This is a genomic window from Streptomyces sp. 15-116A, assembly GCF_025290915.1.
Lineage (GTDB): Bacteria > Actinomycetota > Actinomycetes > Streptomycetales > Streptomycetaceae > Streptomyces.
In genome coordinates this window covers 1-11,892 of record NZ_JAOCQE010000197.1, presented here as the reverse complement: position 1 = coordinate 11,892, position 11,892 = coordinate 1, and the positions used below count along the sequence as shown (strand labels likewise).

The window sequence follows — 11,892 nt, the reverse complement described above, 5'->3', positions numbered from 1 at the left end:
GTCGGCGGCGAGCCGCTCGGCGGCGTCGGCGGCACCGGCGGCGCGCAGCTGCGGCCACGCGGCCGGGTCCTCCTGAACGGGGGGCGCGCTCTCCCGCCTCTCGGTCCGTCGCAGGCGCGGGGCCACGTAGCGCTGCCAGATCTCGTCCCAGCGGCCCAAGCGGCCGACGCCGATCATGATGCCGAGCGCAACGGCGGTGTACCACACATAGCTGAGGACCACGCGGCTGTAGGACTGCGGATCCGTCCACGACGACGTCATGGCATCCAGGGGCAGCAGCCACCACGTGCCCAGGTACCCGTTCCACAGCAGCGACCAGATCAGCCACCCCACGAGGAACGCGATCACCGCCCCGCTCAGCAGCTGCCGGGCCGGGATCCGCTCGGGCTCCTCCTCCGGTCGCGGCCGGTGCCCGAAGCGCCAGACGCCGGGCTGGGCCTCGGGGCGCGGGGTGCGCAGCCAGGTGAGGAACGCCGAGCCGTCGGGCGGCGGCGGCATGCCCGGTGCCCGTGTGGGCCGCGGGGGTACCGCGGGCGCGCCCGGCACGTCGGGTGGCCCCGCCGGGCGCGGCACAGGGTTCGCATGCGTACCCCGGGTGTCCTGCGTCCCGTCGCTGTCCATCGGTCCTGCCCCCTGACCAGCCGCTCCGTCCACCATCAGCGAGTCAATCTAACGCCCCGACAGGGCGAGTTCACCGCTTACGCGGCCGGGTCCGGCCACGGCGGAATGCCCGCCGCCGTGTCGGGGCCGCACCGCCGCTATGTCCACCACGGACAACCCGGCCCCCCGGACAACGCCCACATGGAGCATGCCCAGCCCTCCCTCCCCGCCCTAGCCTGCGAGAAAAGAAGGCAAGCGTCCGTAAAAGACCCCCCAGGAGCCCCGCATGACCGCACTTCCGCAGGAGCGCCGCGTCGTCACCGCCATCCCCGGCCCGAAGTCGCAGGAGCTGCAGGCCCGCCGCACCGCCGCGGTCGCGCAGGGCGTGGGCTCCGTGCTGCCCGTGTTCACCGCGCGCGCGGGCGGCGGCATCATCGAGGACGTCGACGGCAACCGTCTGATCGACTTCGGCTCCGGCATCGCCGTCACCTCGGTCGGCGCCTCCGCCGAGGCCGTCGTGCGCAAGGCGTCCGCCCAGCTCGCCGACTTCACGCACACCTGTTTCATGGTCACGCCGTACGAGGGCTACGTCGCCGTCGCCGAGGCGCTCGCCGAGCTCACCCCGGGTGACCACGCGAAGAAGTCCGCGCTGTTCAACAGCGGCGCCGAGGCCGTCGAGAACGCCGTGAAGATCGCCCGCGCCTACACCAAGCGCCAGGCGGTCGTCGTGTTCGACCACGGCTACCACGGCCGCACCAACCTGACCATGGCGCTGACGGCGAAGAACATGCCGTACAAGCACGGCTTCGGCCCGTTCGCGCCCGAGGTCTACCGCGTCCCGGTCGCCTACGGCTACCGCTGGCCGACCGGCGCCGAGAACGCCGGTCCGGAGGCCGCCGCGCAGGCCATCGACCAGATCAGCAAGCAGGTCGGCGCCGAGAATGTGGCCGCGATCATCATCGAGCCGGTGCTCGGCGAGGGCGGCTTCATCGAGCCGGCCAAGGGCTTCCTCCCGGCGATCAGCCGGTTCGCCAAGGACAACGGCATCGTCTTCGTCGCCGACGAGATCCAGTCCGGCTTCTGCCGCACCGGCCAGTGGTTCGCCTGCGAGGACGAGGGCATCGTCCCGGACCTGATCACCACCGCGAAGGGCATCGCGGGCGGTCTGCCGCTCGCCGCCGTCACCGGCCGCGCCGAGATCATGGATGCCGCGCACGCGGGCGGCCTGGGCGGCACCTACGGCGGCAACCCGGTGGCCTGCGCGGGTGCGCTCGGCGCCATCGAGACGATGAAGGAGCTGGACCTCAACGCCAAGGCGAAGAACATCGAGGCGATCATGAAGGGCCGCCTCACCGCCATGGCCGAGAAGTTCGACATCATCGGTGACGTCCGCGGCCGTGGCGCGATGATCGCCATCGAGCTGGTCAAGGACCGCACCACCAAGGAGCCGAACCCGGAGGCCACCGCCGCGCTGGCCAAGGCCTGCCACCAGGAGGGCCTGCTGGTCCTGACCTGCGGCACCTACGGCAACGTGCTGCGTTTCCTGCCGCCGCTGGTCATCGGCGAGGACCTGCTCAACGAGGGCCTGGACATCATCGAGCAGGCCTTCGCCCGCGTCTGAGCCCTGCCCGAAACCCTGTCCGCACCCTCTGGAACGGTTCAGCGGCAGAGCGTGTCACCTATCTCGGCCGGGTACGGCCGGGCTCGCACGCTCGGCCGTACCCACCTCGTCGCGCTCCCGACTGCCCCCTACGACAGGACGGTCACGGGTCGCATCCACCCAGCCCTTGTGGTCAAGGGCTGGGTGCGGGTGCGGTGACGAACACCCACGCCGAGCGTGCACGGTCGCGCACGTTGACCCCGGCGACGACGTCGGCCGGACCAGCGAGCCCGCACCGACGGCAACAGAAGCGGTCCCGATCGGGCCGGTTGGCCCGATCGGTGTTCCCACAGCGCGGACAGCGCTGCGAGGTGTAGGCCGCGTCCACTTCCAGGAACGGCACGCCGGCCTTCTGGGCCTTGTAGGCGTCGACGACCTTCTTCACCAGCCGCACCGCGGGCTGGGCCGACAGCCCGAACGTGGCCTTCAGGTCCGCGTAGACCTCCTTCTGCAGACCGTTACGGTCCTTGAGATTCTTGGCGAAGGCGACGCTGGAGGCGTAGGTGGCGGCCTGGTTGCAGGCACGCAGGGTCGCCTCCAGTGCCGACGCCTGCTCAGGTGTCGGCAGCAGCTTCACCTGCACCACCAGCTTCACGGCATCGGACCGTAGTGCGAGCACCGCACACACGACCGTCCCTCACATGACGACCACTCCCGCCAGCGACCCATGGGACAGTCGTTTGATTTTTTTTCCGGCGCCGTCCGGCGACCGGCCTCGCCGCACCAGTGAAGAAGGTGTGCAGAGTGCATGGCAGGTTCCCGTTCACCCTGTCGCGGGCCCACCCCCTGTCGTAAGTTCTTCCCAGATGAGAGATACACCCCGCTCACAGGGCACTGTGGGCGGATCGGGCCGAGGCCTCCCCAGCTTCGACCTGGTCGTGCCCTCGCGCACACAACCGGAGCCGTGAGCTTCGGATCTCCTCACCGATCGGACGGTCGCCGCCCCATACCCCCCGGGGCGTGCGACGTTCCGGTCCGGACGGTCGCTCGGTCCGACGAGACGACGGTTCACCGTAGGGCCGGCGCACTCCCCCCCTTGCGCCGGCCCTTCGGTGTGTTTGCCAAGCTGGGCGGCATGCTGCTCGCCCTCCCCGCCGTGCTGTTCGCGCTGATCACCTGGCAGGTCGTCGCCGACGGCCCGCTGGTGGACGTGGACGAGCGGCTGAGCAGGGCCCTCGTCGAGCCCGACCAGGCCTCCGAACTGCTCGCCGATCTCGGCAATGTGCAGGTGGCCGTGCCGGTCCTCGCCGTCGCGCTGGCGTACGTCGGATGGCACGGGCGGGCGACAGGTCTGGACCGGTGGTGGCTGCCGCCCGCTGCCGGGGCCGTGGCGATGGTGCTCGTGCCGGTGCTGGTCGCGCCGCTCAAGGAGTGGACCGACCGCCCCGGCACCCCGGCCGTGCCACCGGCGGTCGGCTACTACCCGTCCGGCCACACCGCCACCGCCGTGGTGGCGTACGGCGCGGCGACGCTGCTCCTCCTTCCGCTGCTGCGCTCGGCGGCGGTACGGCGCGGGCTCGTCGCCCTGTGCGCCCTGCTCGTCCTCGGCGCCTCCTACGGGCTGGTGCGCCGGGGCTACCACTGGCCGCTGGACGTGGCGGCCAGCTGGTGCCTCGGCGCGATCCTGCTGACCGGCCTCTGGCTGCTGGTCAGCCGAAGTAGCCGTCGAAGGTCCGCTGGAACTCCCAGCCCCCGAACCGGTCCCAGTTGATCGACCAGGTCATCAGCCCGCGCAGCCCCGGCCAGGTCCCGTGGGTGGTGTACGAGCCGCAGTTGGTCTTCTTGGTCAGGCAGTCGAGCGTCTTGACGACCTCGCCCGGCGGCACATGACCGTTGCCCGCGTTCGGAGTGGCCGGCATGCCGATGGCGACCTGGTCGGGGCGCAGCGGCGGGAAGACGTTGTTCGCGTCGCCCGCGACGGGGAAGCCGGTGAGCAGCATGTCGGTCATGGCGATGTGGAAGTCCGCGCCGCCCATGGAGTGGTACTGGTTGTCCAGGCCCATGATCGGCCCGGAGTTGTAGTCCTGGACGTGCAGCAGGGTCAGGTCGTCGCGCAGCGCGTGGATCACCGGGAGATACGCGCCCGCTCTCGGGTCCTGGCCGCCCCACTTGCCCGTGCCGTAGTACTGATAGCCGAGCTGGACGAAGAACGTCTCCGGGGCCATGGTCAGTACGAAGTCGTCGCCGTACCTGGCCTTGAGGGTCTTCAGCGCCGAGATGAGGTTCACGATCACCGGGGTCCTGGGGTTCTTGAAGTCGGTGTCGTCGGCGTTGAGGGAAAGGGAGTGGCCCTCGAAGTCGATGTCCAGGCCGTCGAGTCCGTACTCGTCGATGATCTTCGAGACGGAGGAGACGAAGGTGTCCCGAGCGGCGGTGGTGGTGAGCTGTACCTGGCCGTTCTGGCCGCCGATGGAGATGAGCACCTTCTTGCCGGCCGCCTGCTTGGCCTTGATGGCGGCCTTGAACTCGGCGTCGCTCTCGACGCCCGGGCACTCGGTGGCCGGGCAGCGGTCGAAGCGGATGTCGCCGGACGTCACGGAGGTGGGCTCGCCGAAGGCCAGGTCGATGACGTCCCAGCTGTCGGGGACATCGGCGAGGCGGGTGTAGCCGGAGCCGTTGGCGAAGCTGGCGTGGAGGTAGCCGACGAGGGCGTGCGGCGGGAGGTCGGAGGGGCCGCCGGGGTCGGCGTCGGCGGTCGTCGCGGAGACCGTGGCCGAGCGCGCCGACTCACCGGCGTCGTTGACGGCCGCGACCTGGAAGGAGTACGCCGTCGAGGGCGTGAGTCCGGTGACGGTGGCCGCAGTCCCGCTCGCCGTGCGGACCTTGGTGCCGTCGCGGTAGACGGCGTAGCTCGTGGCGCCCGCGACCGGTGACCAGGACAGGGCGACGCTGGTCGAGGTGACCGTGCCCGTCTTCAGTCCCGTGGGCGGGGCGGGCGGCTGTCCGGTCTCGCCGCCCGGGCCGACGAGGGAGATGTCGTCCGCGTGGTAGGCGCCGGTGCCGTACCAGCCGTGAGTGAAGAGGGTGACCTTCGTGGTGGAGGGGCCGGTGCGGAAGGTGGTGGTGAGCTGCTGCCAGTCGGGGGCGGACTGGGCCCAGGTGGAGACGTCCGTGGTGCCGGTGCCGCTCGCGCCCAGGTAGACGTAGGAGCCGCGGACGTAGCCGGTCAGCGTGTACTGGGAGTCCGGCTTGACGGTCACGGTCTGGGAGCAGCGGGCGTTGTCACTGCCGGCCGGGGTCGCCTTGAGCGCCGAACTGCCGCTGCGCACGGGTGAGTTCACGGTCGTTCCGGCGGTGCAGGTCCAGCCGTCGAGGCCGGACTCGAAGCCGCCGTTCCTGGTGAGGTCCGCGTCGGCCGCACGGGCGGCCGACGAGATACCGGAGGCGGCCAGGGCGGCCGCGGTGGTGAGGATCGCGAGCAGTCTGAACGGTCTGGGGCGGTCGGGGCGTTCCACAAGTGCCTCCGGAGATGGGGGAGATGGAGGGTGGAGCGCCTCAAAGTTGGTCCAGACCAATCAGGTTGTCAAGGCTCGCGTCACTCCTGGAGCCCGGCCGCCGCCTCGTGCATGGCCAGTTCGAGCAGCGCCGGGTCGGTGAGCGTGCCCGAGCCGTCCGGCGGGACCAGCCAGCGCACGCCTCCGGTGGAGGAGCGCAGCGGATGCGGTACGACGATCCAGGTGCCCTCCCCGGCCGTGCGGATCCCGGTGCCGAGCCAGCGGGCGGCGGTGCCCGGCGGCACGAGGAAGCCCATCCGGGCGTCCCCGAAGTCGACCAGGACCGGGCCCGGTTGGTCGAGGACCCGGGTGAGCACGTCGAGCGTGGGATAGCCCAGCTCGCCCGGCAGGATCAGTACGTCCCAGGCCCTGCCCGCGGGCAGCAGGGCCACCCCGTGGGGGTTGCGTTCCCACTCCCAGCGGCACGCCTCGGGATCGGGTGCGACGGATGAGAGCCACTCGACCGCCGACTTCGCCCCTGTCATGTAAACGACCTCCCTCTCACTCGTGAACGCTTCTCGCGTCATGAGGGAGAGGGAGGCGGGGGGCGGGCATTACGCGGGTTACGGCACCTTTTTCAACTCTGCGTCTCAGCTGTCGAAGCCCAAGCCCAGCCGGTCCATGGTCCGCAGCCAGAGATTGCGGCGCCCGCCGTGGGCGTCCGCCCGGGCCAGTGACCACTTGGTCAGGGCGATACCGGTCCAGGCGAACGGCTCCGGCGGGAACGGCAGCGGCTTCCTGCGCACCATCTCCAGCTCCGTGCGCTCGGTCTGCTCCCCCGCCAGCAGGTCCAGCATCACCTCCGCGCCGAACCGGGTGGCGCCCACGCCGAGCCCCGTATAGCCGGCCGCGTACGCCACCTTGCCCGCGTGGGCCGTGCCGAAGAACGCGGAGAAGCGGGAGCAGGTGTCGATGGCGCCGCCCCAGGCGTGGGTGAAGCGCACGCCCTCCAGCTGCGGGAAGCAGGTGAAGAAGTGCCCGGCGAGCTTGGCGTAGGTCTCGGGCCGTTCGTCGTACTCGGCGCGCACCCGGCCGCCGTAGGGGTAGATCGCGTCGTAGCCGCCCCACAGGATCCGGTGGTCGGCGGACAGCCGGAAGTAGTGGAACTGGTTGGCGCTGTCCCCGAGGCCCTGCCGGTTCTTCCAGCCGATGGACTCGAGCTGCTCCGCGGTGAGCGGCTCGGTCATCAGGGCGTAGTCGTAGACCGGGACGGTGTAGGAGCGGACCCGGCGGACCAGGCTGGGGAAGACATTGGTACCGAGCGCCACCCGGCGGGCGCGGATCGACCCGTACGGGGTGCGGACGGCCATGCCGGCGCCGTACGGCTTCAGGGTGAGCGCGGGGGTGTGCTCGTAGACGCGCACGCCGAGCTCACGGCAGGCCCGCTTCAGTCCCCAGGCCAGCTTGGCGGGGTTGAGCATGGCCACGCCGCGCCGGTCCCACAACCCCGCCTTGAAGGTCGGGGAGTTCACCTGCTCGCGGACCGCCTCGGCGTCCAGCAGCTCGACGCCGCCGGCGAGGCCCTTGCGGTCGATCTCCTCGTACCACTCACGCAGTTCGCGCGCCTGGTAGTCCTCGGTGGCGACGTCGATCTCGCCGGTGCGTTCGAAGTCGCAGTCGATGGAGTGCCGGGCGACCGCCGCCTCGATCTCGTCGAGGTTGCGGGCGCCCAGCTCCTCCAGCTTGTGGATCTCGTCCGGCCAGCGGGTCAGCCCGTTGGGCAGGCCGTGGGTGAGGGAGGCGGCGCAGAAGCCTCCGTTGCGGCCGGAGGCGGCCCAGCCCACCTCGCGGCCCTCGACCAGGATCACGTCCCGGGACGGGTCGCGTTCCTTGGCGATCAGCGCGGTCCACAGTCCGCTGTAGCCGCCGCCGACGACGAGCAGGTCGCAGGTCTCGGCGCCGGTCAGCGCGGGCTCGGGGGCGGGGCGGCCGGGGTCGTCCAGCCAGTACGCCACCGGGCGTGCTTCGGAAAGGGATTTCGTCCAACGGCTCATGGCACCAGGGGCCATGATTTCAACTCCCTACAGGGGACTGCGATTGCTTTTCTGTGCCTGCGGCCGGCTTTATGCCTTCTGCCGCTTGCGGCGGTTTCCGACGGCCATGGATACCAGCACCAGCAGGACGGCGACGATGAACATGGCCGTGCCGATGACATTGATCTGGACGGGCGTTCCGCGCTGGGCGGAGCCCCAGACGAACATCGGGAAGGTGACGGTGGATCCGGCGTTGAAATTGGTGATGATGAAATCGTCGAAGGAGAGCGCGAAGGCGAGCAGCGCGCCCGCCGCGATTCCGGGCGCCGCGATCGGCAGCGTGACCCGGAGGAACGTCTGGACCGGGCCAGCGTAGAGATCCTGCGCGGCCTGCTCGAGACGGGGGTCCATGGACATCACGCGGGCCTTGACGGCGACCACGACGAAGCTGAGGCAGAACATGATGTGGGCGATCAGGACGGTCCAGAAGCCCAGCTGGGCGCCCATGTTGAGGAACAGGGTCAGCAGCGAGGCGGCCATGACCACCTCGGGCATCGCCATCGGCAGGAAGATCAGCGAGTTCACGGCGCCGCGGGCGCGGAAGCGGTAGCGGACCAGCGCGAAGGCGATCATCATGCCGAGCACGGTGCCGCCGAGCATCGCCCAGAAGGCGATCTGCAGGCTGAGCGAGAGCGAGCCGCACAGCCCGGAGACCCCGCACGGATCCGTCCAGGCGGCCGTGGAGAACTCCTGCCACTCGTAGTTGAAGCGCCCCTTCGGATTGTTGAAGGAGAACACCGTGACAATCACGTTGGGCAGCAGGAGATAGGCGAGGGTCAGCAGTCCCGCGATGACGACGAAATGGCGCTTGAGCCAGTTGACGAAGGTCATTTAAACCAGATCCTCCGTGCCGGACTTGCGGATGTACAGCGTGACCATGATGAGGATGGCCGCCATGAGGATGAACGAGAGTGCCGCGGCCGTCGGATAGTCGAGGATCCGCAGGAACTGCGACTGGATCACATTGCCGACCATGCGGGTGTCGGTGGAGCCGAGCAGATCCGCGTTGACGTAGTCACCCGTAGCCGGGATGAAGGTCAGCAGCGTCCCGGACACCACGCCGGGCATCGACAGCGGGAAGGTGACCTTGCGGAAGGTCGTGGACGGCTTGGCGTACAGGTCGTTCGCCGCCTCGTGCAGCCGCGGGTCGATGCGCTCCAGCGAGGTGTAGAGCGGCAGGATCATGAACGGCAGGAAGTTGTACGTCAGACCGCACACCACCGCGAGCGGCGTGGCGAGCACGCGGTCGCCGGCGGTCCAGCCGAGCCAGCTGGTGACGTCGAGGATGTGCAGCGCGTCCAGGGCGCCGACGACGGGTCCGCTGTCGGCGAGGATCGTCTTCCAGGCGAGGGTGCGGATCAGGAAGCTGGTGAAGAACGGCGCGATCACCAGAATCATGATCAGGTTCCGCCAGCGACCCGCGCGGAAGGCGATCAGATACGCCAGCGGATAGCCGAGCAGCAGACACAGCACGGTCGCGGCGCCCGCGTAGAGCACCGAGCGGACGAACTGCGGCCAGTACTCGGACAGCGCGTCCCAGTAGGTGGCGAAGTGCCAGGTGACCTTGTAGCCCTCCTCCAGGGAGCCCGTCTGCACGGACGTGGAGGCCTGGTAGATCACCGGCAGGGCGAAGAACACGACCAGCCAGAGCAGGCCGGGCAGCAGGAGCAGATACGGCGTCCAGCGGCCCCGCTTGCGCGGCGGTTTCTTCTCCGGGGCGGGTGTGGGCGCCAGGGGCGGCGCCTCGGTGACCGCTGCCATCAGGCCACCTCTTCCTCGACGGTCTCCACACCGGCGTCGATGTCCTGCGCGGCGTCCAGGCCGAAGGTGTGCTCCGGGTTCCAGTGCAGGACGACCTCGGCGCCGGGCACCAGGCGCGCGTCGCGGTCGATGTTCTGGACGTAGACCTCGAAGTCGGAGCAGACGGGGCTGTCGATCACGTACTGCGTGGAGACGCCGATGAAGCTGGACTCGGCGATACGGCCGGTGATCCTGTTGCGGCCCTCGGGTATCTCGCCGGCGTCGTCGGCGTGGGTGAGGGAGATCTTCTCCGGGCGCACGCCGACCAGCACCTTGCCGCCGGTCGTGGTGGGCGCGCTGTTGCGGGCCTCGGGCAGGATCAGCTTGCCGCCGCCCGCCTTGAGGACGATCTCGGCGCCGGACGCGGTGTCGACCTCGGCCTCGATGAAGTTGGAGGTGCCGAGGAAGTTGGCGACGAAGGTGGTGCGCGGGTTCTCGTACAGGTCGGCGGGCGCGCCGAGTTGCTCGACCCGGCCGGCGTTCATCACGGCGACCGTGTCGGCCATGGTCATGGCCTCCTCCTGGTCGTGCGTGACGTGCACGAAGGTGATGCCGACCTCGGTCTGGATGCGCTTGAGCTCCAGCTGCATCTGGCGGCGCAGCTTGAGGTCGAGGGCGCCGAGCGGCTCGTCGAGCAGCAGGACCTTGGGGTGGTTGATCAGCGCGCGGGCGACGGCGACGCGCTGCTGCTGGCCGCCGGAGAGCTGGTGCGGCTTCTTGCGGGCCTGCTCGCCGAGCTGGACCAGCTCCAGCATCTCCTCGACCTGCTTCTTGACGCTCTTGATGCCGCGCCGGCGCAGACCGAAGGCGACGTTCTCGAAGATGTCGAGGTGCGGGAAGAGCGCGTAGGACTGGAAGACGGTGTTCACCGGCCGCTTGTACGGCGGGAGCGCGGTGACGTCCTGGTCGCCGAGGTGGACGGTGCCCGCGGTGGGCTCCTCCAGGCCGGCGATCATGCGCAGGGTGGTGGTCTTGCCGCAGCCGGACGCGCCGAGCAGGGCGAAGAAGGAGCCCTGCGGGATGGTCAGGTCGAGCGGGTGTACGGCGGTGAAGGAGCCGTAGGTCTTGCTGATGCCGGTGAGGCGGACGTCCTCGCCGTGAGTCGCCGTGTCGTTGGTGGTCTTCATCTCGTCACGCCCCAGTGAGCTTCGCGAACTTCTCTTCGAATGCCGTTTCTTCCTTGGAGCTCAGGGAGCGGAAGGCACGGGACTTGGCCTGCATGGCCTTGTCGGGGAGGATCAGCGGGTTGTTCGCCGCGTCCTCGTCGATCTTCGCCAGTTCGTCCTTCACTCCGTCGACCGGGCAGACGAAGTTGATGTAGGCGGCGAGCTGCGCGGCCGGCTGCGGCTCGAAGTAGTAGTCGATCAACCGCTCGGCGTTGGTCTTGTGCCGGGCCTTGTTGGGGATCAGCATGTTGTCGCTGGACGTCATGTAGCCGCTGTCCGGGATCAGGAAGTCGATGTCCGGGTTGTCGGCCTTGAGCTGGACGACGTCCCCGGCCCAGGCCAGACAGGCGGCGAAGTCGCCCTTGGTGAGGTCGGAGGTGTAGTCGTTGCCGGTGAAGCGGCGGATCTGGCTCTTGTCGACGGCCTTCTGCAGCCGGGCGATCGCCGCGTCGTAGTCGTCGGCGCTGAACTTCCCCGGGTCCTTGCCCATGTCGAGCAGCGTCATGCCGACGGTGTCGCGCATCTCGGTGAGCAGTCCGACCCGGCCCTTGAGCTTGGGGTTGTCCAGCAGGTCGGAGAGGGTCTTCACCTCGACGCCGTCGAGCGCCTTCTTGTTGTAGGCGATGACCGTGGAGATGCCCTGCCAGGGGTACGAGTAGGCGCGGCCCGGGTCCCAGTCGGGGTTGCGGAACTGGGCGGAGAGGTTGGTGAAGGCGTTCGGCAGGTGGGCCGGGTCCAGCTTCTGCACCCAGCCGAGGCGGATCAGACGGGCGGCGAGCCAGTCGGTGAGGACGATGATGTCGCGGCCGGTGTCCTGGCCCGCGGCGAGCTGCGGCTTGATCTTGCCGAAGAACTCGGTGTTGTCGTTGATGTCCTCGGTGTACTTGACCTTGATCCCGGTGCGTTTGGTGAACGCCTCCAGCGTGGGGTGCCTCTTGCCGCTGTCGTCGACGTCCATGTACTCGGTCCAGTTGGAGAAGCTGACGGTCTTCTCCTCCTTGGAGTGGTCCTCCGCCGAGACCCCGCCCTCGGTGGTGCCGGCCGCGGGGATGCCGCAGGCGCTCAGCGCCCCGAGCCCGCCGACCGCGAGCGCGCCGCCGGCGGAGGCGCGCAGCAGACTGCGGCGGGTGAGGGCGGCC

At 69.6% G+C, this 11,892-nt stretch carries 10 protein-coding genes and 1 pseudogene; 2 read left to right on the top strand and 9 right to left on the bottom strand.

What is annotated here, in order from left to right; translation table 11 throughout:
* A pseudogene (locus N4P33_RS25390) lies at window positions 1-621 on the bottom strand (ATP-binding protein); the annotation flags it as partial.
* Between the two features lie 265 nt (window positions 622-886).
* On the opposite strand from N4P33_RS25390, the gene gabT reads away from it, so the two are divergent.
* Window positions 887-2,221 carry a 4-aminobutyrate--2-oxoglutarate transaminase gene (gabT, locus tag N4P33_RS25385; RefSeq protein WP_260829071.1) on the top strand — a complete coding sequence of 445 codons (1,335 nt, stop codon included), beginning with the start codon at window positions 887-889 and terminating at the stop codon, window positions 2,219-2,221.
* A gap of 172 nt (window positions 2,222-2,393) precedes the next feature.
* On the opposite strand, the gene N4P33_RS25380 is transcribed toward gabT, so the two are convergent.
* On the bottom strand, window positions 2,394-2,855 hold the full coding sequence (locus N4P33_RS25380) for a zinc ribbon domain-containing protein (RefSeq protein WP_260829070.1): 462 nt from the start codon (window positions 2,853-2,855) through the stop codon (window positions 2,394-2,396).
* Window positions 2,856-3,335: 480 nt separating this feature from the next.
* On the opposite strand from N4P33_RS25380, the gene N4P33_RS25375 reads away from it, so the two are divergent.
* Entirely contained in the window at window positions 3,336-3,971 is a 636-nt protein-coding gene (locus N4P33_RS25375) for a phosphatase PAP2 family protein (RefSeq protein ID WP_260829069.1), read from the top strand.
* On the opposite strand, the gene N4P33_RS25370 is transcribed toward N4P33_RS25375, so the two are convergent.
* From N4P33_RS25370 to N4P33_RS25340, 7 genes are all read right to left on the bottom strand, one after another.
* A complete protein-coding gene (locus tag N4P33_RS25370; RefSeq protein WP_260829068.1) occupies window positions 3,910-5,715 on the bottom strand; it encodes a chitinase in 1,806 nt (601 codons plus the stop codon). The two genes, N4P33_RS25375 and N4P33_RS25370, sit on opposite strands and share 62 nt — an antisense overlap.
* Window positions 5,716-5,795: 80 nt before the next feature.
* Window positions 5,796-6,239, bottom strand: a complete 444-nt coding sequence (locus N4P33_RS25365) for a hypothetical protein (RefSeq protein ID WP_260829067.1) — start codon at window positions 6,237-6,239, stop codon at window positions 5,796-5,798.
* A 105-nt stretch (window positions 6,240-6,344) separates the two neighbouring features.
* The gene (locus N4P33_RS25360) at window positions 6,345-7,763 is read right to left on the bottom strand and encodes an FAD-binding oxidoreductase (protein ID WP_260829066.1); all 1,419 of its coding nucleotides are present in this window, start codon (window positions 7,761-7,763) and stop codon (window positions 6,345-6,347) included.
* Window positions 7,764-7,817: 54 nt separating this feature from the next.
* Window positions 7,818-8,618: an ABC transporter permease gene (locus tag N4P33_RS25355; RefSeq protein WP_260829065.1), complete on the bottom strand. Its 801-nt coding sequence runs from the start codon at window positions 8,616-8,618 to the stop codon at window positions 7,818-7,820.
* The gene (locus tag N4P33_RS25350) at window positions 8,619-9,548 is read right to left on the bottom strand and encodes an ABC transporter permease (protein ID WP_260829064.1); all 930 of its coding nucleotides are present in this window, start codon (window positions 9,546-9,548) and stop codon (window positions 8,619-8,621) included. It abuts the gene before it with no gap.
* The gene (locus N4P33_RS25345) at window positions 9,548-10,714 is read right to left on the bottom strand and encodes an ABC transporter ATP-binding protein (protein WP_260829063.1); all 1,167 of its coding nucleotides are present in this window, start codon (window positions 10,712-10,714) and stop codon (window positions 9,548-9,550) included. Before N4P33_RS25345 ends, N4P33_RS25350 begins: the two co-directional genes overlap by 1 nt.
* A gap of 4 nt (window positions 10,715-10,718) precedes the next feature.
* On the bottom strand, window positions 10,719-11,892 hold a 1,174-nt coding region (locus N4P33_RS25340; protein WP_260829062.1), incomplete at its 5' end, for a spermidine/putrescine ABC transporter substrate-binding protein.